The organism is Cellulomonas sp. PhB143, assembly GCF_003752595.1.
GTDB lineage: Bacteria > Actinomycetota > Actinomycetes > Actinomycetales > Cellulomonadaceae > Paraoerskovia.
In genome coordinates this window covers 91807-117028 of sequence record NZ_RKIJ01000009.1, presented here as the reverse complement: position 1 = coordinate 117028, position 25222 = coordinate 91807, and the positions used below count along the sequence as shown (strand labels likewise).

The following is a 25222-nucleotide window of genomic DNA, read 5'->3' as shown; positions in this document are numbered from 1 at the left end:
GGGTCAGGCGGGAGGCGAGAGGTGCTGCCCCGGGAGGATGAGGTCGGGGTCGTCGCCGACGACGTCGACGTTGCGGGCGTACCAGCCCCGGGTTGCGGCGGCGACGTCGGACGGCGTCGCGTCCACCGGGAGCGCGTCGGCGGCGATCGACCAGAGCGTGTCGCCCGGGCGGACGACGACGTCGTCCGTCGCCCGGGGCGCCTCGGCGGCGGCGGGCGGCGTGGCGGCCGGGCCTGCCGGCACGCCCGGTGCGGAGGCCGGGGGTCGGCGCGCGCCCCCGCCCCCGGGCGGCCCGTGGTCCGAGGACCCGGTGGAGGAGGTCGGGAGCCAGCCGAGCTCGACGACGGACACGCCGGGAGGCGACGCCGCGTCGTCGGCCCGCGGGACCGGGGCGGGACCCGCGGACGCGAAGGCCGCGGGGGCCGTGAGGCTGAGGCCGGCGCCGACCCCCACCGTCAGCGAGAGGCGGGCCGCGCGGCGCACGAGCGCGGGCCCGTGGCGGGCGACGAGCCGCTCGCCGGCGACCCAGCGTCGGCCGGCGGCGCTCGCGGCGAGACAGCTCGCGGCGACCAGGCAGGAGCCGAGCAGCCAGACCGCTGTGAGCGTGCCCGCCGCCAGGACGGCGAGCTCGACGAGGTCCTGGACGCGCGGGGCGGGTCCGCTCAGGACGGCGACGCCGCGCAGGACGAAGAGTGCGCCGACGCCCGCGCTCCCGGCGGCGAGCCCGGCGACGGCGAGGAACCGCCCTCCGCCGGGCTGTCGGCGCCCGGGATCCGACGGGTGGTACGACCCTTGTGGGTCGCTGGAATGGTCGAACTCAGTCATTTCGCCCCCTGCGATCTTGCTGACTGTGTTTGATGCCGTTTGGTGTTCTTTGGTGATGGTGATCTAAGCGGACACGGCGTCGCTTGTCCAGGTGGCGTCCAGGGTGTGGACGACGCGAGGGACCGGGGGACGCGGGCGTACGGTCCGAGGATGCGTTGGGACCGCCTCGTGGACGACCTGTCCGCCCAGCTCGATGCCGAGCTCGCCGCCGACGACCGGGCTCTGGTCGGGGATCTCACCCGCGCGGAGCAGGCCACGGTCACCCTTGCGGCGCGGCTCGCCGGCGCCCGGGGGAGCGCGGTGAGCGTCCGGGCGTGCGGCGGCGGTGACCGCGGTGGCGCGGGCGCCGAGGCCTGGGCCGGGAGCGACCTGCGGGTGTCGGGAGTCGTCGCGGCGGTGGCGCACGACTGGGTGGTCCTCGACGTGGCCGGCCGCGGTCATCTGCTGCCGCTGGCTGCCGTGGCGGTCGTCGAGGGGCTCGGTCCGGCCGCCGTCGACGTCCCCGCTCGCCCCGGCGCGAGCCTGGCGGCGGTGCTGCGCGGCGTCATGCGCGACCGTCAGGCCGTCGAGGTCCGCACGGGCGCAGCGGTGCTGCGCGGACGGGTGGCGCGCGTCGGGCGCGACCACCTCGACGTGGAGCAGGTCGGGCTCGACGGCGTGCGCCCCACCGGCTCGCGCGCGAGCGTCGCGTTCTCCTCGCTCGTCTGCGTCAACGAGACGGTGCCCGGAGGCTGAGGTCTCGCGCGCCCACTGAGCGCGGCGTCAGGACTCGTGCAGCTCGCCGTCCTCGATCCGCCGGCGCGTCTGCTCGTAGAGGTGCTGGATGTAGGTCTCCAGGGCGCTCGCCTCGACCCGCCACTGCCCGCGCCCCCCGACCTGGATGGCGGGCAGCTCCCCGGAGCGTACGAGCTGGTACGCCGCGCCGGCCGAGATGTTGAGCTCCTCGGTCACGTCCGCGAGGGTCAGGAAGCGTTGCGACATGTCCCAATTCTGACACGGTGGCCCGGGCGCGGACAGGTCGTCCACAGGCGTCCCCACGGGTCCGCGGATCGGTCCATGATGGGTTCCCGACGGGGTGCCGTGGCACCAGGGGGACGGCGCCGAGGAGTGCGATGACCACGATGGACGACCTGCCCGGGGCGACGGCCGCACGCCTGCGACGGCCCGGCTGGCGGGACCCGCGCCTGCTCGTCGGGGTGCTGCTCGTGGCGGTGTCGGTGCTGCTCGGGTCCTGGGCCGTGTCGTCGGCGGGGCGGACGGTGCCCGTCTACGCCGCGGCGACGACCCTGACGGCCGGCGACCCGGTCGCGCCGGGGTCGCTGCGCGTCGTCGACGTCCGGCTCGGCCCCGGCGAGGAGGACCGTTACGCCTCGCCCGAGCACCTGCCCGCCTCGGCGGTGGCGGTGCGGACCGTGGGCGAGGGGGAGCTCGTCCCGCAGGGTGCGCTCGGCGGCGACGACGACGTGAAGGTCAGCCCGGTGGCGTTCCAGGTCGAGGCGAGCCTGTCCGACCGGGTCTCCGCGGGGTCCGCGGTCGACGTGTGGTTCGTCCCGGAGACGAAGAGCGGCGCGGGTGCCGGCCCGGCCGCTGCAGCGCTGAGCGGGGACCTGGTGGCCGACGACGGCGACGAGGCGGCCGACGGCGCGGCGGCCGACGGCGCGGCGGCCGACGGCAGCAGCCCTCGACGGATCGTGCACGCGGCGGTCGTGGACGACGTCGACGCGGAGTCCGGGACGTTCGTCGTCGGCGGTGGCGCGACCGTGCACGTCCTGGTCGAGGAGGCGGACCTGCCGGTGGTCCTGGCCGCACTCTCGTCGGACGGGCAGGTCGCCGTGCTCCCCGCCGCGGAGGGGCGATGAGCCTCGGGGCGGCGCGCTCGTCGGGCGCGTCCGCGACGACGGTGCTGTGCGCCCTGCGGGGCCCTGCCGAGGCGCGGACCGTCGAGGCTCTCGCCGCGCGGGACGGGCAGGTGTCGGTGACGCGTCGCTGTGCCGACGTGCGCGAGCTGCGGGCGGCCGCGGCAGCCGGGGCCGGAACCGTCGCGCTGGTCGCGGCAGACCTCGACGGGCTGGACGGCGACCTCGTCGCGGACCTCACCGCGCTCGGGGTCCGGACGCTCGCGCTCGGCGGTTCCGAGCACGACGCCCGCCGTGCGCACGCCCTCGGGCTCGTGGTGCTCGCGCGGGACGTGAGCATCGACGATCTCGTCTCCGAGCTCGTCGCGGGCGTCGACCGGCGCGGCGGCGGGCGGACCCAGGACGAGCCCGACGCCCGGCATGGCCCGGACGGCCCCGGCGCCGAGCCTGCCCCCCACGGGGCCGGACCAGTGGCCGCGCGCCGGCCGGGGCGCGTCGTGGCGGTGTGGGGGCCCACGGGCGCCCCGGGGCGCACGACCGTCGCGGTGAACCTCGCCGCGGAGCTCGCGCTGGGTCCTTCCCGCCAGCGGCGCGCCAGGCGCCGGCTCCGGCCTGGCCGGGCGCGCGCCGAGACCTCTGCGATCGACGTGCCGCCCGACGAGATCTCCGGCGCCGAGCACGAGGTCCTGCTGGTGGATGTCGACACGTACGGCGGTGCGGTCGCCCAGCACCTCGGGATGCTCGACGAGTCCCCGGGCCTCGTCGCGGCCACGCGCAGCGCCGGGCGGGGCGCGCTCGACGCGCGCGGCCTGGCGGCGCTCAGCCCGTTCGTCGCTCCGCGCCTGCGGGTGCTCACGGGGATCGCGCGCGCGGCGCGCTGGCCCGAGGTGTCGGCGACCGCGCTCGACCAGGTCTGGGTGACGGCCCGGGGGCTGGCCGACCACGTCGTGGTGGACTGCGGGTTCGGCGTGGAGCAGGACGAGGCGCTCAGCTACGACACCGCGGCGCCCCAGCGCAACGGGGCGACGCTGAGCGCCCTGGCCGCCGCGGACGTGATCGTGGTGGTCGGCGCCGCGGACCCGGTCGGCGTCCAGCGCCTGGTCCGCGCCCTGGAGGACCTCGACGACCTGCTCGGGCCGGGCGCGCGCGCCCGGCGCGTCGTCGTCGCCAACCGCGTCCGCGCCGGGTCCGCCGGCCCGGGACCCCGGGCCGCGGTCCGGGACGTGCTGTCCCGGTTCGCGGCGCTGCGGGACCCGGTGCTCCTCGCGGACGACAGGCGCGCGTGCGACCGGGCAGTCCTCGAGGGTCGTGCACTGCACGAGGTCGCACCGGAGTCGACGCTGCGCCGGGAGATCGTCGGCCTGGCGGCGCGGGTGCAGGAGCGGACGGCGGGCTCGGCGCCCCGCCGGACGGGGCAGAGCGGCCCGGCGACCAGTGCGCCTGCGGCGGGCGCGCTGGTCGGCGGGGCACACTGAGCGCATGCGCATCTACGTGCCCGTGACCCTCGACGAGCTCGACGCCGCGACGGTGGACCAGCGCGCCGCGCGGTGGGACGTCGCGCCCCGTGCGGCGCACGCGGTGACCACCGCCCTGCGGGACGCCTACCCGGAGGAGGACGAGGAGGGCCTCGAGTACGCCGCCGCGCTCGAGGCCGCCGACGACTCGCTCGCGCTCGTGGCCGGGCGGCTTGACGTCCCGCCGCTGCGGGCCGTCGTGACTCTCGAGGTCCCCGACGCCGCGGTCGAGCAGAGCAGCCCGGCGGGCGTCCCCGACGCCGCCGGAGACCAGGGCGACGCCGACGCTCCCGCGCCGAGCGCCGTCCGGGTCACCACCTCGGTCGCGGGCGTCGCGATCGTCTGCGTCCATGTCGACGAACCGGTGGCCGCCCAGGACGTGAGGGCGGTCCTGGCGGCGGTCGACGAGCAGGACGACGCGGCGCTGGACGCCGCGATCGACCGCGTCACGGACCGCGACCTGCTCTGGTACGACTGGACCGAGGTCGCGGCGATCCCGCGCTGAGCCGCGCAGCCCCACCCGCACCCGCGCGTCCTGCGCCCCGACCGGCGCCCGGACCGGCCCGGCCCGGCCCGGCCCGGCAGGAGTCTCAGCCCGAGCGGCCGAGCCGCCCCAGGACGTCGTCGTGCAGCAGCCCGTTGGTGGCGAGCGCGTTGCCGCCGAACGGTCCGTCGCTCCCGTCGAGGGACGTGAAGCGCCCGCCTGCCTCCGTGACGATCGGCACGAGCGCGGCCATGTCGTAGAGCTCGAGGTCCGGCTCGACCGCCACGTCGACGGCGCCCTCCGCGACGAGCATGTACGACCAGAAGTCGCCGTAGGCGCGCGTGCGCCACACGTCGCGCGTCAGCTGGAGGAGCGCGTCGAGCTGGTCGTGCTCCTCCCAGCCGCCGAGGCTCGCGTAGGACAGGGACGCGTCCGCGAGCTCACCGACCCCCGACACGTGCAGCCGGGTCGCCGCCGCGAGCGACTTGCCCGTCCAGGCGCCGGAGCCCTTCGCCGCCCACCACCGCTTGCCGAGCGCGGGGGCCGAGACGAGCCCCACGACAGGCTCGTCGCCGTCGAGCAGGCCGATCAGCGTCGCCCACACGGGCACCCCGCGGACGAAGTTCTTGGTGCCGTCGATGGGGTCCACGACCCAGCGCCGCGAGCCGTGCCCGCTCTCGCCGAACTCCTCGCCCAGGATCGCGTCGCGGGTGCGCGCACGTCCCAGGGTCGAGCGGATCATCTCCTCGGTGGCCTTGTCGGCGTCCGAGACGGGCGTCGTGTCGGGCTTGGTCTCGACCTTCAGGTCCAGCGCCTTGAAGCGGCTCATCGTGTGGGAGTCGACCTGGTCGGCGATCACGTGGGCGAGCCGGAGGTCGTCGTCGTACCTGGTCATGCGTCACACCGTAGCGGTCCGCGCCCCCAGGACCCGGCGGAAGGACTCGACACGCACGGCCCGGAACTCCCTGCTGGCGGGGCCGGCGTCGGCGGGCACGTCGGCGCCGGCCGCCACCCAGTCGTCGAGGGCGCAGTCGGGGGCGCCGTCGGCGTGCGTGCAGCCGCGGGGGCAGTCGCGGGCGACCTCGGCGAGGTCCTCGAAGGCGCCCAGCAGGTGCTCGACCTCGACGTGCGCCAGGCCGAAGGACCGTACGCCGGGCGTGTCGACGATCCATCCTCCGTCGTCCGGCAGCGGCAGGGCGACGGCGGACGTCGAGGTCTGGCGGCCGCGCCCCGTGACGGCGTTGACGTGTCCGGTCGCGCGCAGGGCGTCCGGGACGAGGGCGTTGACGAGCGTCGACTTCCCGACCCCGGAGTGGCCGACGAGCACCGAGAGCGCGCCGTGGAGGCGCTCGCGCACCGGGTCGAGCGGCCCGACGCCGTCGCCGGACCCGTCGCGACGCGTCACGAGGACGTCCACGCCGAGCGGCTCGTACATCGCGCGCAGGGGCGCGGGGTCGGCGAGGTCCGCCTTGGTCAGGCACAGCACCACGCGCATGCCGGCGTCGTAGGCCGCGACGACGCACCGGTCGATCATGCGCGTGCGCGGCTCGGGCTCCGCGAGCGCGGTGACGATCACGAGCTGGTCGGCGTTCGCGACGATGATCCGCTCGAACGGGTCCGTGTCGTCCGCGGTCCGCCGCAGGACGGACGTGCGCTCCTGGATGCGGACGATCCGCGCCAGGGTGCCCTCGTCGCCGGTGACGTTGCCGACGACGTCGACCCGGTCGCCGCACACGACCCGGTCGCGGCGCAGCTCGCTCGCCTTCATCGCCACCACCGGATGCCGGTCCGGCCCGACGAGGAGGGCGTACCGGCCGCGGTCGACACCCGTGACGAACCCCGTCTGCGCGTCCTCGTGGTCGGGGCGGCGCTTGGTCCGCGGCCGGGAGCCCCGCTTGCCCGGCCGGTCGCGGAAGTCGGCCTCGTCGCGGGTGCCGGCCCGGGCGGCCATCAGACCGTCCCGGTCCGTGCGCCGTCGGGCCCGTCGTCGGGGCCTGCCTCGAGACCGAGCATCCGCGCCCACATCTGCTCGAACCCCGGCAGGGTCTTCGCGGTGGTGGCCACGTCCTCGACCACGACGCCCTCGACGCGCAGGCCGATCATCGCGGCCGTCGTCGCCATGCGGTGGTCGTGGTACGTGCGCACCCGGCCGCCGCGCAGGGGGCGGGGCGTGATCACGAGCCCGTCGGCGGTCTGCTCGCACCGGCCGCCGAGCCGGGTGATCTCGGTGGCGAGCGCCGCGAGGCGGTCGGTCTCGTGGCCCCGCAGGTGGGCGATGCCCCGCAGCCTGCTCGGGGAGTCGGCGAGCACGGCGAGGGCGGCGAGGTTGGGCGCGAGCTCGCCGGCGGCGCGCAGGTCGGCGTCGATGCCGTGGACCTGCCCGGTGCCCGTGACCGACAGCACGCCGTCCCGCAGCTCGGCGGCACCACCCATGCGGGTCAGCAGGTCGGGGAGCATCGCGCCGGGCTGGGTGGTCCGCTCGGGCCAGCCGGGCACGCGCACCGTGCCGCCGGCGATCAGTGCTGCGCCGAGGAACGGGGCCGCGTTGGACAGGTCCGGCTCGACCCGTACGTCGCGGGCCGCGACCGGGCCGGGGGCGACCTCCCAGATCGTGGGCCGCGAGTCGTCGACCTGCACGCCGGCGTCGCGCAGCACCTCCACGGTCATCTCGATGTGCGGCAGGCTCGGCAACGTCCGGCCGGTGTGCCGCAGCCGGATGCCCTGCTGGAAGCGGGCGGCGGCGAGCAGCAGGCCCGAGACGAACTGGCTCGAGGACGACGCGTCGACGTCGACGGACCCGCCGCGCACGGCGCCGCGCCCCCCGACGACGAACGGCAGCGTGCCCCGCCCGTCGTCGTCGACGTGCACGCCGAGCGCCCGCAGCCCCTCGAGCACGGGCCCCATGGGCCGGACCCGGGCGCCCTCGTCCCCGTCGAAGCGCACGGACCCGTCGGCGAGCGCCGCGACCGGCGGCAGGAACCGCATGACGGTGCCGGCGAGTCCGCAGTCGATGTCGACGTCCCCGCGCAGCGCCCCGGGGGTCACCGCGACCGTGCTCGGGTCGGCCGCGGCCCGCACCTCGACACCGAGGCTGCGCAGGCCCGCCGCCATCAGGTCGGTGTCCCGGCTGCGCAGGGCGCCCCGCAGGACGCCGGGGCCGTCGGCGAGCGCGGCGAGCACCAGCAGCCGGTTGGTCAGCGACTTCGACCCCGGGACCTCGACCGTCGCGTCGAGGCCCCCGGGAGCGACCGGGGCGGCCCAGCCCGGAGCCTCGGCGGACGACGGTGCGGACGGAGAGGTCGGTGCGTGGGCCATGCCGCCAATCTAGTGGACCGCGGGCACGGCCTTCCGGGCCTTCCGGGCGGCGTGGCGCGCTGTGTCCTTTGCCGCGCGCGCCCGCTCCTTCGCCGCGTACGTCTCCAGCCGCGCCGTGCGGCGGGCGTCCTTGACGGCCCGGCGCGTGCGCCGTCCGGTGCCGTGCGCGGCGTCCTCGACCGACCGCTCGACCGAGCGGCCCGCGTCGCGCAGGTGCTGGGAGAGCTGCAGGTCCTTGCGGGCCCGGGCGACGCGCCACTGCACGCCCGGGCGTCCCTCGGTGTCGGCCGCGGCGATGAGTGCCGCGCCGATCCCGCCCAGGTCGCGCAGGAACCGGCTCGTGCGCTCGGAGCGCGACGGGCCACCGGGCTCCGACCCTGAGCCGCGACCCTTGGCGGACGTGAAGGGCTGGTCGACCACGGCGAGCGGCACGGTCAGCGCCGCGAGGGCGAGCGCGGACGTGCGCGGCGCCTTGCCGAGGGCGAGGAGCAGGCCCGCGACGACGGTGGCGCCGCCGTGCGCTCGCACCAGCAGCGTCAGCTGCTTGTCGGTGAGCCTCGGGACCTGCTCGACGGTGCTCGAGAGGAGGTCGGCCCCGGCGCGGGCGCCGGCGGCGTGCTCGCCCGGGTGCCGGACGGCGTCGACCCCCTGCCCGACGTACCAGGCCGCGAGCATGGGGCGGGCGAACGGACGCAGGATCATCACAGGGCACCTCCGGCTGCCTCGGGCGCGTCGGAGGACTCTCCGCCGTCGCCGATCGTCTCTCGTGCGACGAAGTTCTCCAGGTCGAACAGGTTGTCGCCGGCACGCTCGGCGACGGTGAGCAGGGTCGTCGCCGAGGCGACCTCCTCGACCTGCTCCTTGAGGAACCACAGCATGAACTGCTCCCCGATCGCGTCGCCCTCCTCGCGGGCGGCGCGGAAGATCGCCTCGATCTGTCCGGTCACGGTCTTCTCCTGGGCGAGGGCCAGGCGGAGCGGCTCGGTCACCGAGCCGAAGCCGTTGACGACGGCCGACGTCCCGGGGACCTCGACGGGCAGGTCCCGGTCGAGCATGTGCTGGACGATCATCATCGCGTGGTTGCGCTCCTCCAGCGCCTGCCGGTAGAAGTGCGCGGCGAGCCGCGGGAGGTCGTTGGCGTCGAACCAGACGGCGATCGCGACGTACTGCTGGTGGGCGTCGAGCTCGTGACCCACCTGCTCGCGCAGGAGGGTGACGTAGCCCGGTGGGCTCTCTGAGGTGCCGGCGGTGGTCATGGGGACACGGTAACGACCCCGGGGTGCACTGACACCTGCTGGGGAATGATCTCCGGTCCCCCTCCGTTCTTCCCGTCGTGACGTGCACGACGACGACCAGACCGCAGCCCGACCGCCGCTACCGCGTGCGGGTCGACATCGACCAGCCGGTGGCCCCCTGGGCGACCCCGGTGCGGGCGCACGCGGACGGCACCGGGCGACTAGGCTCGGGCATGATGACCGAGACCGACGACGCGGCTGCGGCGCGCGTGACCAGCCCGGCGGACACGCCCGGGGAGCAGGCCGCGCCGGAGATCGGCGAGGACACGGAGCGCGCTCCGGAGTCGGAGTCGGACTCCGCGCGCGCCGCGCGCTTCGAGCGTGACGCGCTCCAGTACGTCGACCAGCTCTACTCGGCGGCGATGCGGATGACGCGCAACCCCACGGACGCGGAGGACCTGGTCCAGGAGACGTTCGCCAAGGCGTTCGCGGCGTTCCACCAGTACCGGCCGGGGACGAACCTCAAGGCGTGGCTGTACCGGATCCTGACGAACACCTTCATCAACACCTACCGCAAGAAGCAGCGCGAGCCGCAGCAGTCGCAGGCGGAGGACATCGAGGACTGGCAGATCGCGCGCGCCGCGTCGCACACGTCCCAGGGGCTGCGCTCCGCCGAGTCCGAGGCGCTGGACCGCCTCCCGGACTCCGACGTGAAGCGGGCACTGCAGGAGCTGCCCGAGGACCGGCGCATGGTCGTCTACTACGCCGACGTCGAGGGGTTCCCGTACAAGGAGATCGCCGAGATCATGGGCACGCCCATCGGGACGGTCATGTCGCGCCTGCACCGCGGGCGCCGACAGCTGCGCGAGCTGCTCGCGGAGTACGCCGCGGGGCGCGGCCTCGTCGGGGCGAAGCAGACGGGAGGGGAGTCGTGACGGAGCAGGAGGCCGGGATGCCGGCGCCGGGCGAGCAGGTCCGGGTGGTGACCCCGATCCCGCACGCGACCGGGGGGGAGTCGGAGTGCGCGCACGCGATCTCCCACCTCTACGACTACCTCGACTCGGAGATGACCGAGGAGGACGAGGCGCGCATGCGCGCGCACATCGCGCACTGCTCGCCGTGCCTCGCCGAGCTCGGTGTGGAGGAGCTGGTCAAGCGGCTGGTGCGGCGCTCCTGCCACGAGCAGGCGCCCGAGAGCCTGCGCGTGCGGATCCTCGCCCAGCTCTCCGTCAGCCGGACGACGTACGTGGTCGAGAGCGGCGTGCGCCCCCCGGCGTAGCGCTGCCCCCGGCGCGGCGACGCGCACGGCACCGGACGCACGACAGGGCCCGTCCCGCGAGGATCTCGCGGGACGGGCCCTGTGGTTCGCTCAGGCGTTGGGGCGACGTCCGTGGTTGGCGGCGCTGCCCTTGCGGCTGCGACGCTTGCGTCCGCGCTTGCTCATGGTGGTCTCCTCAAGGTCAGGGGTTACGACCAATGGTCCCACACCCGGAGCGTCCTCCGCACCGAGGCGCCGACGCTCAGACGGTCGCGTCCTCCGCCAGCCCGAGCCAGGCGTGCCAGCCGGTGTGCAGCACCAGCCACGCCATGAGGCCGTAGCCCGCCTGCTGGGGGAACCCGGTACCGCTCTGCGACAGGTCCGAGAGCCACTGCTCGTGCGAGACGAGCGGCGTGAACGTGTCGACGTAGGGCACGTGGCGACGCGCGGCCACGTCGGCGAACGCCGTCGAGAGCTCGCCGAGCCGGTCGTTCTCCTCGGGGCTGCCGGGCGGCGGCCCGACGACGAAGGTCGAGATGCGGTGCGAGTCGGCCACGTCGAGCATGTTGGCGAGGTTCAGCCGCGAGCGCGCCACGGAGAGGCCGGCCGCGACGTCGTGCCGGCCGAGGCCGACGACGAGGCGGTTGTCGCACTCCGCCTCGTTGCCGTACCGGCGGAACGACTCGACCTCCCAGCGCTGGCTGAGGGCCGTCGTCGTCTCCCCGGGGATGGCGAGCGGAAAGGTCATCGTGGGCCGGTCGAACCGGCTGCGGGCGACGACCCGCCCCGCCCAGCCGAGCCCCTTGGCGTCGCCGACGCCGACGCTCAGCTCGTCCCCGACGATGCAGATGCGCAGTTCTCGTTCAGCCACGTGTCTCCCCTTGGTCCCGGTCGCACCATTGTGCCCCGCGGAGGGCGCCGCGCGCGTCAGGCGCCGCGGAGCGTGGCGCCCCAGCGGACCTCGTGCTCCTCGCCGGGCGCCAGCCGCACGAGCCGCTCCCCGGTCCGGAACGCGTCCGCGATGCAGCTCATGGGCTCCGCGGCGACCCCGGTGCGCACGTACCCGGGGGCGTCGACGTGGTCCCCGGTGCAGACCTGCCAGGTGTCCATCGACCCGTCCATCCAGATCGCGGCCTCGGTCCCGTCCGGTGCGCCGAGGGCCATCCACGACAGGCCGTCGTCGTCGCGGACCACGTCGACGTACGCGTCGTCGAGGTCGATCCCGGCGAGGAGGCGCGGGGTCGTGAAGTCGCGGTCGCCCTCCGCGGGAGCGGTCCCGGTCGGGAGCAGGCGGTCGTCGACGGTGACGCGTGTGCGCCCGTCGAGGCGCAGGGTGCACTCGTCGACGCTCGCGTCGCCCGGGGAGAGCCACGGGTGGAAGCCGACGCCGTAGGGGAGCGTCGTCGTCCCCGTGTTCCGGGCGGTGACGCGCACCTCCAGCCCCGCATCGGAGAGGGCGTAGGTGATCCGGGTCGTCAGCGAGAACGGGTAGCCCGGCGTGGCGGGCAGCGCCAGCTCGAGCGTGACAGCGGCCTCCTCGTGGCTGACGACGTCCCAGCGCTGCCAGCAGGCGAGCCCGTGCAGGGCCGTCCCGCGGCGGGGCTCGGTGATCGGGTTCTGGAGCTCCTTGCCCTCCCACGTGTAACGGCCGTCGCGGAGGCGGTTCGGCCAGGGGACGAGGACGGCGCCGTGCGAGGCGGGCGCGATCTCGTCCTCGCCGAACGGCACGAAGACAGGGCGCTCGCCGACCGCGTACTCGCGGACCGTCGCGCCGACGTCGGTGACTGTCGCGCGGTGCTCGCCGTGCTGGATGCGGAGCTGGGTTCCGGACGGTGCAGAGGTGTTCACGTTCACGTACGGTACTTGAGCCGGGGCAGCGACGGCGTCGGACGCGGTGTCCGGTGCGGCTCCGTCCGGCCGCTGAGGAGGAATCGATGGAGTACCGCATGCTCGGCCGCACCGGGCGGCTCGTGTCGGTGGTGGGGCTGGGGACGTGGCAGCTCGGCGCCGACTGGGGCGACGTCGAGGAGAAGGACGCCCGCGCGGTGCTCGATGCGGCCAGCGAGGCCGGCGTGACCTTCGTCGACACCGCCGACGTCTACGGCGACGGCCGGAGCGAGCAGATCATCGGCGGGTACCTCGCCGACAACCCCGGCAGCGGGATCACCGTCGCGACGAAGATGGGTCGGCGCGCCGAGCAGGTGCCCGAGAGCTACGTGCTCGAGAACTTCCGTGCCTGGACCGACCGGTCGCGCACGAACCTGCGGACCGAGCGGCTGGACCTGGTGCAGCTGCACTGCCCGCCGAGCGAGGTCGTGGACGACGACGCGGTCTACGACGCGCTCGACACGCTCGTCGCCGAGGGCGCGGTCGCGGCCTACGGCGTCAGCGTCGAGACGTCCGCGCAGGCGCTCGCGGCGATCGCCCGGCCGGGCGTGGCCTCGGTGCAGATCATCCTCAACGCCTTCCGGCGCAAGCCGCTGGAGGAGGTCCTGCCCGCGGCGTCGGCGGCCGGCGTCGGCATCGTCGCGCGCGTGCCGCTCGCCTCGGGGCTGCTGTCCGGCAGGTACACCAAGGACACGACGTTCGCGGAGGACGACCACCGCAGCTACAACCGCGCCGGCGAGGCGTTCGACGTCGGCGAGACGTTCTCCGGGGTGCCGTACGAGCTCGGCCTCCGGGCGGCGGGGGAGTTCTCGGCGCTGGTCGAGACCGCCGTCGCGCAGGAGATGACGCCCGCGCAGGCTGCGATCGCCTGGATCTGGCAGCAGCCCGGCGTCTCCACGGTGATCCCGGGGGCGCGGTCGGCGGACCAGGCGCGCGCCAACGCCGGCGCCGGGGGGGACCACGTCCTCGGTGCCCGGTTCGGCGCCGGCGTGCGCGACATCTACGACCGGCTGCTGCGCGACGAGGTGCACGACCGCTGGTGACGCGCCGCGGTGCCGCCCGGGCTCACCATCCGTCGCGGGCCGGGGTCCCGTCGTGGGACCGCGGCGGCTCGCGCGTGCCGAGCCCGTCGCGCCGGACGACGACGACGAGCCGGACCGCGGAGCCGACGACGAGCGCGGCGAGGGACAGGAGGAGGAGCGTGGCGATGGTCATGGCAGAAAGTCTTCGCCGATGCACTTCGCGCCACCAGTGGCAGGTCTGACGCCTACCGTTGAATTCCCGCCAGGCGCGGAGGAGACTCGGCGCATGCTCCGTACCGTCGCCGCCGTCGTCCTGCCCCGCGTCGCCCCCTTCGAGCTCGGCCTCGTCTGCGAGGTCTTCGGGATCGACCGCTCGGACACCGGCGGCCCCACGTTCGACCTGAGGCTGTGCGGGCCGGAGACGGGGCCGGTCCCGACGAAGATGGGGTTCGCGGTCACGGTCGACCACGGGCTCGAGGCGACCCGGGACGTGGACCTCGTCGTGGTGGTCGCGTACGTGCCCGCCGGGCCGCTCCCGCCCGCGGTCCTCGACGCCGTCCGTGCCGCGCACGAGCGCGGCGCATGGGTGCTCGCGGTCTGCTCGGGCGCCTACCTGCTGGGGGAGGCGGGCCTCCTCGACGGCAGGGCCTGCACGACGCACTGGATGTACGCCGCCGACCTCCAGCGACGCTTCCCCGCCAGCCGGGTCGACCCCGACGTGCTCTACGTGGAGGCCGACGGGGTGATCACCAGCGCGGGGACGGCGGCCGGCATCGACGCGTGCCTGCACCTCGTGCGGCGCGAGCTCGGCGCGACGGCGGCGGCCGCGATCGCCCGCAGGATGGTCGTGCCGCCGCACCGGGACGGCGGGCAGGCCCAGTACGTCGAGAGCCCGCTCCCCGTCGCGTGCGAGACCCTCGCGCCCGTCCTCGCCTGGATCGTCGAGCACCTCGACGCGGACCTCGGCGTCCCCGCACTGGCGCGGCGCGCCCTGACGTCCGAGCGCACCTTTGCGCGGCGCTTCCGCGCCGAGACCGGCACGACGCCGGCGGCGTGGGTCGCGCGCCAGCGCCTCGCCCGGGCGCAGGCGATGCTCGAGGCCGGGGACGCGTCCGTCGAGGAGATCGCCGGCGTGTGCGGGTTCGGCTCCGCGCCCGCCCTGCGGCACCACTTCCAGCGCACGCTCGGCACGAGCCCGACCGCGTACCGGCGCAGCTTCGGGCGGACGTCGGACGTCCCGGTCGGGGCATGACGCAGGGGCCCGGTCGGGAGGTCTCCCGGCCGGGCCCCTGGAAGCCCTGCGTGCGACGCGTCAGCGGGCGAAGGCCTGCTCGATGAGCACGGCCTGCTGCGCCTGGTGCTTCTTCGCGGTCCCGGCCGCCGTCGAGGCCGACGCCGGGCGCGAGACCACCCGCACGCGCGGCAGGTCGTCCGGCAGGTTCACGTGGACGTACGTCCACGGGCCCTGGTTCTCCGGCTCGTCCTGCACCCAGACCACGTCGGCGCCGTCGAACCGGGCGAGCTCCGCGCGGATCGCGTCGACGTCGAGCGGGTAGAGCTGCTCGAGGCGCAGGATCGCCGTGCTCTCGTCCTTGCGCTTGGTCCGCTCGGCCAGCAGGTCGTAGTACACGCGGCCCGAGCACAGGAGCACCCGGTCCACCGACGACGGCTCGACCGCCCGGTCGGCGATCACGGGCTCGAACGTGCCGGTCGTGAAGTCCTCGACCTGCGAGGCGGCCGCCTTGAGGCGCAGCAGCTGCTTCGGCGTGAACACCACGAGCGGGCGGCGGGGGCGGTCGTACGCCTGGCGCCGCAGCAGGTGGAAGTACGAGGCCGGCGTCGACGGCTGCGCGACGGTGATGTTCTGCTCCGCGCACATCTGCAGGAACCGCTCGATCCGCGCCGACGAGTGGTCGGGGCCCTGGCCCTCGTACCCGTGCGGGAGCAGCATGACCACCGAGGAGTTCTGGCCCCACTTCTGCTCCGCGGAGGAGATGAACTCGTCGATCACCGTCTGGGCGCCGTTGACGAAGTCGCCGAACTGCGCCTCCCAGAGGACGAGCGCGTCGGGCCGCTCGACGGAGTAGCCGTACTCGAACCCGAGGGCGGCGTACTCGCTCAGCGAGGAGTCGTACACCCAGAACTTCGCCTGGTCCCCGGACAGGTAGAGGATCGGCGTCCACTCGGCGCCGCTCTCGCGGTCGTGCAGGACGGCGTGGCGCTGGACGAAGGTCCCGCGGCGCGAGTCCTGCCCGGCCAGGCGCACCGGCGTGCCCTCGACGAGCAGCGAGCCGAAAGCCACGAGCTCGCCGAAGCCCCAGTCGATGCCGCCGTCGGTCGCCATCTTCCGGCGGCGCTCGAGCAGCTGCGCGAGCTTCGGGTGCACCGAGAAGCCCTCGGGGGGCGCGCCGTGCGCGGCGCCGATGCGCTCCAGCACCGTCGGGTGGATGGCGGTCTTCCAGCCGACCATGGTGCCGGCGTCCTCGCGCTGGGACTCCGGACGCTCGAGACCGGCGATGGGCTCGGACGACGCCGGGGCGGTGTAGCCGCCCTCCTTCGTCTCGGTGAACACCTTCTCGAGCTGGGCCTGGTAGTCCCGCAGGACGTGCTCGGCCTCCTCGATGGTGATGTCGCCGCGGGCCACGAGGTTCTCCGTGTACAGCTTGCGCGTCGAGCGCTTGGCCTCGATGAGGTTGTACATGAGCGGCTGGGTCATCGAGGGGTCGTCGCCCTCGTTGTGCCCGCGGCGCCGGTAGCAGACCATGTCGATGATGACGTCGCGGTCGAACTGCTCGCGGTAGGCGAACGCGAGCTCGGCGACGCGCACGCACGCCTCCGGGTCGTCGCCGTTCACGTGGAAGATCGGCACCTGGTAGCCCTTGGCCACGTCGGTCGCGTAGGTCGTCGAGCGCGCGGAGGACGGCCCGGTGGTGAAACCGACCTGGTTGTTGATGATCACGTGGATCGTGCCGCCGGTGCGGTACCCGCGCAGCTGGGCGAGGTTGAGCACCTCGGGCACGACGCCCTGGCCCGCGAAGGCCGCGTCGCCGTGCAGGAGGATCGGCAGCACCGAGAACCCGTCGCCGCCCAGGTCGATGAGGTCCTGCTTCGCGCGCACGATGCCCTCGAGCACCGGGTCGACCGCCTCGAGGTGGGAGGGGTTCGCGGCGAGGTACACGCGGGTCTGCGCGCCGGACTCGGCCGTGAAGGTGCCCTCGGTGCCCAGGTGGTACTTGACGTCCCCGGAGCCCTGCACGCTCTTGGGGTCGATGTTGCCCTCGAACTCCGCGAAGATCTGCGCCGGGCTCTTGCCGGCGATGTTCGCGAGGACGTTGAGGCGTCCGCGGTGGGCCATGCCGATGCAGACCTCGTCGAGACCGTTCTCCGCGGCCTTGGAGAGCACCGCGTCGAGCAGCGGGATGACCGACTCGCCGCCCTCGAGCGAGAAGCGCTTCTGCCCGACGTACTTGGTCTGCAGGAAGGTCTCGAAGGCCTCCGCGGAGTTCAGCTTGCGCAGGATCCGCAGCTGGTCCTCGCGCGGGGTCCGGGCGTAGCCGGACTCGAGGCGGTCCTGGAGCCACTTGCGCTGCGTGCGGTCGGACAGGTGCATGTACTCGACGCCGATCGAGCGGCAGTACGAGTCGCGCAGGAGCCCCAGGATGTCGCGCAGCGACGCCTTGGGCGTGCCGCCGAACCCGGCGGTCGGGAACTGCCGCTCCAGGTCCCACAGCGTCAGGCCGTGGTTCTGGATGTCGAGGTCCGGGTGCTTGCGCTGGCGGTACGTCAGCGGGTCCGTGTCGGCCATCAGGTGCCCGCGCGAGCGGTAGGAGTGCACGAGCTCGGCGATGCGCGCGGGCTTCGCGGCCTCGACGTCCTCGTCCACCGCGTTGTCGCGGACCCAGCGCACGGGCTCGTACGGGATGCGCAGCGAGGTGAAGACGCGGTCGTAGAAGCCGTCCTCGCCGAGGAGCTTCTGCCCGATGATGCGCAGGAACTCGCCGGACTGGGCGCCCTGGATGATGCGGTGGTCGTAGGTGGAGGTGACCGTCAGGACCTTGGAGATGGCCATGCGGGCGAGGCGCTCCACCGACGCGCCCGCGAACTCGGCCGGGTAGTCCATCGCGCCGACGCCGATGATCGTGCCCTGGCCGGGCATGAGACGGGGCACGGAGTGCACGGTGCCGATGCCGCCCGGGTTGGTCAGCGAGATCGTCGTGCCCTGGAAGTCCTGGACCGTGAGCTTGTTGCCGCGTGCCTTGCGCACGAGGTCCTCGTACGCCGCCCAGAACTGGGCGAAGTCGAGGGTGTCGGCCTTCTTGATGCTGGGGACGAGGAGCTGGCGGGAGCCGTCGGGCTTGGCCAGGTCGATCGCGAGGCCGAACCCGACGTGCGCGGGCTGGCTGATCGCGGGCTTGCCGTCCAGGTCGGTGTAGCTGGCGTTCATCACCGGCATCTCGGCGAGCGCCTCGACGAGCGCGAAGCCGATGAGGTGCGTGAAGGAGATCTTCCCGCCGCGCCCCCGGGCCAGGTGGTTGTTGACGATGATCCGGTTGTCGACCATGAGCTTGGCCGGGACGGCGCGCACCGAGGTGGCGGTCGGCACGCCGAGGCTGGACTCCATGTTCGTCACGACGCGCGCGGCGGGGCCGCGGAGCTTGCTGACGTCGTCGGGGGCGTCCGCGTCGTCCGCCGTGCTGCGCCGGTGGGCGGCGCCGGCGTAGGAGGCGGTCGCGGGCTGGGCGGTCGCGACGGGTCGGCCGGCCAGCGCGGCGGCGTTGACCTCGGGGTCGGCCGGGACGGCCCGGCGCTTGGGCCGCTGCGCGGCCTCGGCCGCCGCCGACCCGTCGCCGGAGCGCGGGCCGGGCTTCGCGGAGCCCTCGGCGGGGCGTCCCGCCGTGCCGCCGGTCCGCGCGCCGTCCGCCGCGGTGCCGTCCGCCGCAGCGGCGTCGGTCGTGCGGCTGCCGTCGGCGCGGGAGGCGCCGTTCGCGCTCGGGGCGGTCGCGGGCTCGCCGGGCTTGTAGTCGGCGAAGAAGTCCCACCACGCGGGGTCGACCGCGTCCCGGTCCTTCAGGTACTGCTCGTACAGCTCGTCGACGAGCCATTCGTTGGCGCCGAACACGGCACCAGCCGCGCTGATCGACTCTGACTCAGCATTCCGGGACACGCGAGGATCGCCCACCTTGGTTCGCTCTGATCTCTGGATTCGTCCGGGGTCCGGACGTGACCAGCCTAGGCCCTCGGGGCGGTCCAGGCCGGGCCTCGGGAGGCGTTGCGCGGGGTCTGCACGGCCTCTGCACGAGCGCGCCAAGAGCGGGAAAAGAGCGGCTGCGCATTGGTTCGCGATGCGGGCATCGACGGGGCACGCGACGGCCATGAGCGCGTATCCGGGGCAAACCCCGGCAAGCCGCTGTGAGCAACCTCACTGGTACCGGGTCGCGGAGGTTGCGACCGGGTCTCAGGCCGGATCGTCCGGGCGCGGATCGAGGACGGGCAGCGTCACGCGGATCGTCGCGCCGTGCGCGCTGTCCGCCACGGCCACCGTCCCGCCGTGCAGCTCGACGGCCCAGCGCACGATCGCGAGCCCGATCCCCGTCCCGCCGCTCGTCGTGCGGCCGGGGGGCGGCGCATGCTGCCCGCGGGCGAAGCGCTCGAAGATCCGCTCCCGGTCGCCCGGCGCGATGCCCGGTCCCTCGTCGCCCACCTCGAGGACGACGACGTCGCGTCCCTGGCCGTCGGTGGCGGGGTATCCCTCGAGGCGGACCTCGCCGCCGGGGGGCGAGTGCCGGATCGCGTTGTGCAGGAGGTTCGTCACCACCTGCTGCAGGCGCTCGCGGTCGGCACGCAGCACCAGGTCGGGCGGTGCGACGTCGACGACGTAGCGCAGGTCCTTGCCGGCCTCCATCATCGAGAGCTCGTCCGCGCTGTCCTCCAGGAAGTCGCCGACCGGGATCGAGGAGACGTTGAGCGCCGCCGCGCCGGCCTCGATCCGCGACAGGTCCAGCAGGTAGGTCACGAGCCGGGTCAGGCGCTCGGTCTGGTCCAGCGCGCCCTGGAGCGTCGCCTGGTCGGCGGGGACGACGCCGTCGACCACGTTCTCGAGCTGCGCGTGCAGCGCGGCGACGGGCGTCCGCAGCTCGTGGGAGACGTTCGCGATGAGCTCGCGCCGGATGCGGTCCGACGAGGCGAGGTCCTCCGCCATGATGTTGAACGCGACGGCGAGCTGACCCACCTCGTCGTGGCTGGTGGCGCGCACGCGCAGGCTGTAGTCGCCGTCGGCCATCGCCTGGGCCGCGGTCGTCATCTCGCGCAGCGGGGACGTCATCCCCCGGGCGAGCACCTGCGTGAGCAGGAGCGAGAGGACGATCGCCAGGGGCAGGGTCCGCGACGGGCCCAGCTCGTTGCGCAGCCCGATCCAGGTGATGAACACGCCGAGCACGACGGTCGCGGCCACCAGGACGCCGAGCTTGATCTTGATCGACCCGAAGCGGTCGAGCGGACGGACGTCCGGGAGCTGGGGGCGCGGCGCGGCGCGGCGGTGCTCCCGCCCTCCGCGTGCGCCCGGGTGCTCGGTGCTCACGCCGTCTCCCCGCCCCGGTTCAGGCGGACGGGGGCTCGAAGGCGTACCCGACCCCGTGCACCGTGCGGATCAGGTCCGGCCCGAGCTTGCGACGCAGCGCCTTGATGTGGGAGTCGACCGTACGGGTGCCGCTCGCGTCCGCCCAGTCCCAGACCTCCGCGAGCAGCCGCTCGCGCGTCAGGACCGTCTTCGGCTGGCCGGCCAGCATCACGAGCAGCTCGAACTCGGTCGGCGTCAGGTGCACCTCCGTCCCGGCACGGTGCACGCGGCGCTGCGCACGGTCGATGACCACCTCGCCGATCGCCAGCGGCGCCTCGGCCTCGGGGGAGGTCGCCGCCTGGGCGGCGCGGTCGACGCGCCGCAGCAGCGCCTTGAGCCGCGCGACGAGCTCGCGCATCGAGAACGGCTTGGTCATGTAGTCGTCGGCGCCCACGCCGAGGCCGATGAGCATGTCCGTCTCGTCGTCCCGCGCCGTGAGCATGAGGATCGGCGTGGGCTGCTCGGCCTGCACCCGCCGGGTCACCTCGAGCCCGTCGATGCCGGGGAGCATGACGTCGAGGACCATCGCGTCGGGCTTGAGCCGCAGGGCGGCGTCGACCCCCGCGAGACCGTCCCTGGCCACCTCGACCCGCCAGCCCTCGGCGCTCAGCCGCTGGGCGATGGCGGTCGCGATGGTGGGCTCGTCCTCGACGACGAGGACCGTCGACGGGGCCGACGGACCCGGTGCACCCGCGGCGGGCGTGCTGGCTGACATGGGTCCCAGACTGGCACAGACGAACCGCTCGCGCGTGGAGGCGTGCGAGACCGCGGCCGGGATACGATCGCCCGCATATGAAACGCACCTCCCGATCACCGTGGAGCACGTCGTGCTGAGCGACTGGCTGATGATCGCCCTCGGCGTGCTCCTGACCCTCGGAACCGCGATCTTCGTGGCGAGCGAGTTCTCGCTCGTCACGCTCGACCCCGCCGCGCTGGCGCCCGACCCCGACGAGGAGCCCGGCGCCTCGAGCCGGCCGCTCGATCGCCGCGACCGCAGCGTGCGCGCGGGGCTCAAGCACCTGTCGACGGAGCTCTCCTCGGCGCAGGTCGGCATCACGATGACGACGATCCTGCTCGGGTACACCGCACAGCCGGCGATCGTCGCGCTGCTCGACGGGCCCCTCGGTGCGACCGCGCTCAGCGCGGGGCTGGCGACGGTGGTCGCGGGGGTCGTCGCGCTCGTCGTCGTCAACGTCTTCTCGATGCTGGTCGGCGAGCTCATCCCGAAGAACTACGCGCTCAGCAACGCCTACGTCACCGCGCGGGCCGTCGTGCCCTTCCAGCGCCAGTTCACGAAGGTCTTCCGCCCGCTGGTGCTGCTGCTCAACCGCTCCGCGAACGTGATCCTGCGACGGTTCGGGGTGGAGCCGCGCGAGGAGCTGTCCGGGGCCCGCTCGGCCTCCGAGCTCGCGTCGCTCGTGCGGCGGTCGGCCCAGGAGGGGACGCTCGACGTCAACGTCGCGACCCTGCTCACCAACTCGATCGACCTCGACCGGCTCACGGCCGTCGACGTCATGACGGACAGGATGCGGATGGTCGCCCTCGACCGGGACGCCACGGCCGCGGACGTCGTGGCGGCCGCGCGCCGCACGGGGCACTCGCGCTTCCCGCTGATCGGCGAGGACCGGGACGACGTCGTCGGCCTGGTCCACCTGCGCCGCGCGGTCGCCGTGCCCTTCGAGCGGCGCGCCGAGGTGCCCGCGGCCGCGCTCATGGGTGACGCGCCCCGCGTGCCGGAGACGGTCGGCGTCGGCCCGCTCCTCGTCGAGCTGCGCGGCTTCGGCCTGCAGATGGCGGTCGTCGTCGACGAGTACGGGGGAACCTCCGGGGTCGTCACGCTCGAGGACGTCGTCGAGGAGCTGGTGGGCGACGTCGCCGACGAGCACGACGCCCGGCGCGGCGGCGCCGCGCGGGCCGCGGACGGCTCCTGGGTCGTGCCCGGGGTCATGCGCCCCGACGAGCTCGCCGAGGTGACGGGCGTCCTCGTGCCCGACGACGGCGCGTACGAGACCCTCGGGGGTCTCGTCATGGAGCGGCTCGGCCGCGTGCCGCGGACGGGTGACCACGTGCTGGTCGACGGTGTCGCGCTCCGGGTCGAGGCCATGGACCGCCGGCGCGTCGAGCGGGTCCGCGTGGTCCCGTCGACCGAGGGGGACGAGGCCCGATGAGCCCCGGGGTGGCCCTCCTGGTCGGTGTCCTGCTCCTCGCGGGCAACGCGTTCTTCGTCGGCGCGGAGTTCGCGGTCATCTCGGCGCGCCGCAGCGCGATCGAGCCGCTCGCTGCCGAGGGCCGCCGCGGGGCGCGCACGGCGCTGTGGGCGATGGAGCACGCCTCGCTCATGCTCGCCTGCGCCCAGCTCGGCATCACGGTCTGCTCGACGGGTCTCGGGGTCGTGGCGGAGCCGGCGCTCGCGCACCTCGTCGAGGGCCCGCTCGAGGCCCTCGGGGTGAGCGAGGCATGGACCCACCCGATCGCCTTCGCGCTGGCGCTCGCCGTCGTCGTCTACCTCCACGTGGTGCTCGGGGAGATGGTCCCCAAGAACCTCGCGGTCTCCGGGCCCGAGACGGCGGTGCTCTGGTTCGGGCCGGCGCTCGTGCTGATCGGCCGGGCGCTCGCGCCCATCATCAGCGCGCTGAACTGGGTGGCGAACCACGTGGTGCGCCTGAGCGGCGTCGAGCCCAAGGACGAGGTCGAGTCGACGTTCACCGCGGAGCAGGTGCAGTCGATCGTCGAGCACTCGCAGGCGGAGGGGGTGCTCTCGGACGAGCAGGGCCTGCTCTCCGGGGCGATCGAGTTCTCCGCGATGACCGCGGCCGACGTCATGGTCCCGGTCGACGACCTCGTCGTCGTCGTCGAGGGCTGCACGCCCGAGGAGATCGAGCGGCTCGTCGCCAAGACCGGGTTCAGCCGCTTCCCCGTCGCGGCGCCCACGGGCGACGTCGTCGGGTACCTGCACCTCAAGGACGTCCTCTACGCCGAGGGTGCGGAGCGCCGGGAGCCGGTGCCGTCCTGGCGTGTGCGCGCGCTGGCGACCGCGGCCCCAGACGACGAGGTCGAGGACGCGCTGCGCGCGATGCAGCGCTCGGGGGCGCACCTGGCTCGGGTCGACGGCCCGGGCGGAGGGGGCGCGCAGGGCGTCGTCTTCCTCGAGGACATCCTCGAGGAGCTCGTGGGCGAGGTCCGGGACGCGATGAACCGGGGTATGGGCGCTCGGCGCTCGGGGGCGTGAGCCGCTCGGCGCTCGGGGGCGTGAGCCGCTCGGCGCTCGGGGGCGTGAGCCGCTCGGCGGCCTGACCAGGGCACTTGGTTTCGGCTCGACCGTTGGCTATCGTTCGGCCCACCGGTTCATGGTGTCGGATACGTCCGGCATGCGCGGATCGGTGCGCGAGGCCGACGACGGCACGTGAGCCCAGCGACGGACGTTCGAGGAGGTGCGGTGGACCAGACCGGGACCGCGCCCCTGACGACCCGTCGGGCTTTGCGCGAGGCCGAGCAGGCGCAGGCGCGCCGCAGGCCCGGCGCGCCGGAGCCGCGGCGGGCCGCGCCCCGGGCCACGCAGCAGGCGTCGCGCACCGCCGACCGGTCGCGCGTCGCCACGGGCTCCGGCGGGTCCCGGCCGCGCCGCCCCGTCGCCCAGCCCGTGGCGAACCGCTGGGCGCCCCGCGCCGTCGTCGTCTCGAGCCTCGCGGTCGCGACGATCGCGATCCCGCTCAGCGGTGCCGCGGACGTCGGTCAGGTTCCCTTCGCCGAGGGTGTGCAGGGGCCGAGCACGCTCGACGTCGTGCTCGCCGACGACGCTGGGAGCGCTACCAGCCCGGCGGTCGCCGCCGCCTCCGGGTCGCGGACGGCGGACGAGACGAGCCGGTCCACGGAGCGCTCCGCGCTCCCGGGCTGCGACCCCGACGTCAGGCCCACGGGGACCAACGGGCACCTCGACGAGAGCAAGCTCTGCACCCTCTGGGACGGCGAGCGCGAGCTGCGCCCCGACGCGGCGGTCTCGCTCGCCGCCTTCAACGAGGCGTTCCGCGGCATGTTCGGTCGCGACCTGTGCCTGGTCTCGAGCTATCGCTCGATCTCCTCGCAGGTCCGGCTGTCCTACACGCGCGCCGGGTACGCCGCGCGGCCGGGCACCTCGATGCACGGGTGGGGCCTGGCGGTGGACATGTGCCACGACGAGACCGGTGACCCCGAGGTCTACTCGTGGATCCTGGACAACATCGGCACCTACGGCTGGGACAACCCGGACTGGGCGCGCGGCGGCTACGAGCCGTGGCACCTGGAGTACACCACCGGGGTCGCCGAGATCCGCGGCTGACTAGTCCTCGTCGCGCGGGCCGCGACCGTCGTCGACGACGTTGCGGCCGAACCCCTCGAGGAAGCGGGGCCCGGTGCGGGCCAGCCCGGACGCGTACGCGTCCGCCCAGGCCGAGTACGGGTCGTGCACCAGGTGGTCGTTCGAGAACCGCACGTCGTCCGTGACCTCGGTGGTGCAGAACTCGGGGATCTGCAGGTCGGTCACGGGGCCCGACCGCTCGCACTCGGCGATCACCAGCGGGTGGTTCGCCCCGCCGAACACGTCGACGACCCAACCGTCCGCCCCGAGCCACACGGCGTAGCGGTTCTTGACGATGCGCAGGCCCCCGCGGCGGACCATCTCCAGGCCGACGTGCACGTCGAGCTCGCGCTCGGCCTCGTACCGGGTACCGCCCACCATGGGGCCCTTCGCCGTGAGCGCGCAGAAGTCGATCTCGTCCTCGTGGTCGGCGAGGACCGTCAGCGGGTCGGAGGTGGGACCGACGACCGCGCTCGACTGGCTCGCCTGCAGCCGCACGCGCAGCCCGTAGCCGTCGGCGGCGAGGAAGTAGGACTGCACGATGAGCGCGGGCGCGGGTTCCGTGAGGAGCGCGGCGGGGAGGTCGCGCACGAGGAACCGGCGCTCGAACTCGAAGTCCGTGTAGGCGCTGTCGCTCACCGTTCGCTCCTTCGTGCCGTCGACGGCGTCCCGGGGAGCACAGCCGCGCGCGGCGGGGGAGAAGAGGGTGCCCTCGATAGGATTCGAACCTACGACCTTCCGCTCCGGAGGCGGACGCTCTATCCACTGAGCTACGAGGGCGTGCGGCGCCGTCGGGCCGGGAGCCGGCCGGTGACGCGATGCACGAGACTACCAGCCCGCCGGGCGTGCCTCGCACCGGCGGCCGGCGCCGGTGACC

The 25222-nt window shown here is 74.5% G+C and carries 26 protein-coding genes and 1 tRNA gene; 11 read left to right on the top strand and 16 right to left on the bottom strand.

Annotated features, from left to right (window positions below; genetic code table 11):
• Positions 1-3: 3 nt before the first annotated feature.
• Entirely contained in the window at positions 4-825 is an 822-nt protein-coding gene (locus EDF32_RS15010; protein ID WP_123306868.1) for a LysM domain-containing protein, read from the bottom strand.
• A 150-nt stretch (positions 826-975) separates the two neighbouring features.
• Between EDF32_RS15010 and EDF32_RS02025 the strand changes: the two genes are divergently transcribed.
• Positions 976-1560 carry a hypothetical protein gene (locus EDF32_RS02025; protein WP_148061547.1) on the top strand — a complete coding sequence of 195 codons (585 nt, stop codon included), beginning with the start codon at positions 976-978 and terminating at the stop codon, positions 1558-1560.
• A 27-nt stretch (positions 1561-1587) separates the two neighbouring features.
• On the opposite strand, the gene EDF32_RS02020 is transcribed toward EDF32_RS02025, so the two are convergent.
• A complete protein-coding gene (locus tag EDF32_RS02020) occupies positions 1588-1806 on the bottom strand; it encodes a helix-turn-helix domain-containing protein (protein ID WP_123306866.1) in 219 nt (72 codons plus the stop codon).
• Between the two features lie 131 nt (positions 1807-1937).
• Here EDF32_RS02020 and EDF32_RS02015 point away from each other — a divergent pair, with 131 nt between their 5' ends.
• From EDF32_RS02015 to EDF32_RS02005, 3 genes are read left to right on the top strand one after another with little or no spacing between them, the layout of a single operon-like run.
• The gene (locus EDF32_RS02015; RefSeq protein WP_123306865.1) at positions 1938-2684 is read left to right on the top strand and encodes a hypothetical protein; all 747 of its coding nucleotides are present in this window, start codon (positions 1938-1940) and stop codon (positions 2682-2684) included.
• The gene (locus tag EDF32_RS02010; protein WP_199734790.1) at positions 2681-4156 is read left to right on the top strand and encodes a hypothetical protein; all 1476 of its coding nucleotides are present in this window, start codon (positions 2681-2683) and stop codon (positions 4154-4156) included. The genes EDF32_RS02015 and EDF32_RS02010 overlap by 4 nt, the downstream gene beginning before the upstream one ends.
• A gap of 4 nt (positions 4157-4160) precedes the next feature.
• Positions 4161-4700, top strand: a complete 540-nt coding sequence (locus EDF32_RS02005; protein WP_123307217.1) for a hypothetical protein — start codon at positions 4161-4163, stop codon at positions 4698-4700.
• Between the two features lie 85 nt (positions 4701-4785).
• Here the strand turns inward: EDF32_RS02005 and hisN are convergent, their stop codons facing one another.
• From hisN to EDF32_RS01980, 5 genes are read right to left on the bottom strand one after another with little or no spacing between them, the layout of a single operon-like run.
• Positions 4786-5574, bottom strand: coding sequence for a histidinol-phosphatase (gene hisN / locus EDF32_RS02000; RefSeq protein ID WP_123306864.1), 789 nt, complete (start codon positions 5572-5574; stop codon positions 4786-4788).
• A 3-nt stretch (positions 5575-5577) separates the two neighbouring features.
• Positions 5578-6630, bottom strand: coding sequence for a ribosome small subunit-dependent GTPase A (gene rsgA, locus EDF32_RS01995; protein WP_123306863.1), 1053 nt, complete (start codon positions 6628-6630; stop codon positions 5578-5580).
• Positions 6630-7994: a 3-phosphoshikimate 1-carboxyvinyltransferase gene (gene aroA, locus EDF32_RS01990; protein ID WP_123306862.1), complete on the bottom strand. Its 1365-nt coding sequence runs from the start codon at positions 7992-7994 to the stop codon at positions 6630-6632. Before aroA ends, rsgA begins: the two co-directional genes overlap by 1 nt.
• A 9-nt stretch (positions 7995-8003) precedes the next feature.
• Positions 8004-8696 carry a DoxX family membrane protein gene (locus EDF32_RS01985; protein ID WP_123306861.1) on the bottom strand — a complete coding sequence of 231 codons (693 nt, stop codon included), beginning with the start codon at positions 8694-8696 and terminating at the stop codon, positions 8004-8006.
• Positions 8696-9250: a ferritin gene (locus tag EDF32_RS01980; RefSeq protein WP_123306860.1), complete on the bottom strand. Its 555-nt coding sequence runs from the start codon at positions 9248-9250 to the stop codon at positions 8696-8698. Before EDF32_RS01980 ends, EDF32_RS01985 begins: the two co-directional genes overlap by 1 nt.
• Positions 9251-9462: 212 nt before the next feature.
• On the opposite strand from EDF32_RS01980, the gene EDF32_RS01975 reads away from it, so the two are divergent.
• A complete protein-coding gene (locus EDF32_RS01975; RefSeq protein WP_233565624.1) occupies positions 9463-10164 on the top strand; it encodes a sigma-70 family RNA polymerase sigma factor in 702 nt (233 codons plus the stop codon).
• The gene (gene rsrA, locus EDF32_RS01970; RefSeq protein ID WP_233565622.1) at positions 10161-10508 is read left to right on the top strand and encodes a mycothiol system anti-sigma-R factor; all 348 of its coding nucleotides are present in this window, start codon (positions 10161-10163) and stop codon (positions 10506-10508) included. Before EDF32_RS01975 ends, rsrA begins: the two co-directional genes overlap by 4 nt.
• Before the next feature lie 90 nt (positions 10509-10598).
• On the opposite strand, the gene EDF32_RS15050 is transcribed toward rsrA, so the two are convergent.
• The 3 genes from EDF32_RS15050 to EDF32_RS01960 all read right to left on the bottom strand — a co-directional run bounded on the left by EDF32_RS15050 (position 10599) and on the right by EDF32_RS01960 (position 12335).
• Positions 10599-10673, bottom strand: coding sequence for a 50S ribosomal protein bL37 (locus tag EDF32_RS15050; protein WP_370449906.1), 75 nt, complete (start codon positions 10671-10673; stop codon positions 10599-10601).
• 76 nt (positions 10674-10749) lie between these two features.
• Positions 10750-11358 carry a GDSL-type esterase/lipase family protein gene (locus EDF32_RS01965; protein ID WP_199734789.1) on the bottom strand — a complete coding sequence of 203 codons (609 nt, stop codon included), beginning with the start codon at positions 11356-11358 and terminating at the stop codon, positions 10750-10752.
• Between the two features lie 56 nt (positions 11359-11414).
• Entirely contained in the window at positions 11415-12335 is a 921-nt protein-coding gene (locus EDF32_RS01960) for an aldose 1-epimerase family protein (RefSeq protein WP_123307213.1), read from the bottom strand.
• A gap of 86 nt (positions 12336-12421) precedes the next feature.
• Here EDF32_RS01960 and EDF32_RS01955 point away from each other — a divergent pair, with 86 nt between their 5' ends.
• Positions 12422-13417 (top strand): aldo/keto reductase, encoded by a 996-nt coding sequence (locus tag EDF32_RS01955; RefSeq protein ID WP_123306859.1) that lies wholly within the window; start codon positions 12422-12424, stop codon positions 13415-13417.
• Between the two features lie 22 nt (positions 13418-13439).
• On the opposite strand, the gene EDF32_RS14640 is transcribed toward EDF32_RS01955, so the two are convergent.
• Entirely contained in the window at positions 13440-13589 is a 150-nt protein-coding gene (locus tag EDF32_RS14640) for a hypothetical protein (RefSeq protein ID WP_199734788.1), read from the bottom strand.
• Between the two features lie 93 nt (positions 13590-13682).
• On the opposite strand from EDF32_RS14640, the gene EDF32_RS01950 reads away from it, so the two are divergent.
• Positions 13683-14648, top strand: a complete 966-nt coding sequence (locus tag EDF32_RS01950) for a GlxA family transcriptional regulator (protein WP_123306858.1) — start codon at positions 13683-13685, stop codon at positions 14646-14648.
• Between the two features lie 60 nt (positions 14649-14708).
• Here EDF32_RS01950 and EDF32_RS01945 read toward each other — a convergent pair whose 3' ends face one another.
• The 3 genes from EDF32_RS01945 to EDF32_RS01935 all read right to left on the bottom strand — a co-directional run bounded on the left by EDF32_RS01945 (position 14709) and on the right by EDF32_RS01935 (position 20727).
• A complete protein-coding gene (locus tag EDF32_RS01945; protein WP_233565621.1) occupies positions 14709-18515 on the bottom strand; it encodes a multifunctional oxoglutarate decarboxylase/oxoglutarate dehydrogenase thiamine pyrophosphate-binding subunit/dihydrolipoyllysine-residue succinyltransferase subunit in 3807 nt (1268 codons plus the stop codon).
• 336 nt (positions 18516-18851) lie between these two features.
• The gene (locus tag EDF32_RS01940; protein WP_123306856.1) at positions 18852-19973 is read right to left on the bottom strand and encodes a cell wall metabolism sensor histidine kinase WalK; all 1122 of its coding nucleotides are present in this window, start codon (positions 19971-19973) and stop codon (positions 18852-18854) included.
• 19 nt (positions 19974-19992) lie between these two features.
• Positions 19993-20727 carry a response regulator transcription factor gene (locus EDF32_RS01935; protein ID WP_123306855.1) on the bottom strand — a complete coding sequence of 245 codons (735 nt, stop codon included), beginning with the start codon at positions 20725-20727 and terminating at the stop codon, positions 19993-19995.
• Between the two features lie 112 nt (positions 20728-20839).
• On the opposite strand from EDF32_RS01935, the gene EDF32_RS01930 reads away from it, so the two are divergent.
• The 3 genes from EDF32_RS01930 to EDF32_RS01920 all read left to right on the top strand — a co-directional run bounded on the left by EDF32_RS01930 (position 20840) and on the right by EDF32_RS01920 (position 24327).
• A complete protein-coding gene (locus EDF32_RS01930; RefSeq protein WP_199734807.1) occupies positions 20840-22180 on the top strand; it encodes a hemolysin family protein in 1341 nt (446 codons plus the stop codon).
• On the top strand, positions 22177-23241 hold the full coding sequence (locus EDF32_RS01925; protein WP_123306854.1) for a hemolysin family protein: 1065 nt from the start codon (positions 22177-22179) through the stop codon (positions 23239-23241). The genes EDF32_RS01930 and EDF32_RS01925 overlap by 4 nt, the downstream gene beginning before the upstream one ends.
• A 207-nt stretch (positions 23242-23448) precedes the next feature.
• Positions 23449-24327, top strand: coding sequence for a M15 family metallopeptidase (locus EDF32_RS01920; protein ID WP_123306853.1), 879 nt, complete (start codon positions 23449-23451; stop codon positions 24325-24327).
• Here EDF32_RS01920 and EDF32_RS01915 read toward each other — a convergent pair whose 3' ends face one another.
• Together EDF32_RS01915 and EDF32_RS01910 are read right to left on the bottom strand one after the other, a co-directional pair.
• On the bottom strand, positions 24328-24984 hold the full coding sequence (locus EDF32_RS01915; RefSeq protein ID WP_123306852.1) for a hypothetical protein: 657 nt from the start codon (positions 24982-24984) through the stop codon (positions 24328-24330). It abuts the gene before it with no gap.
• 68 nt (positions 24985-25052) lie between these two features.
• A tRNA-Arg gene (locus EDF32_RS01910) sits at positions 25053-25125 on the bottom strand.
• Positions 25126-25222: the final 97 nt, after the last annotated feature.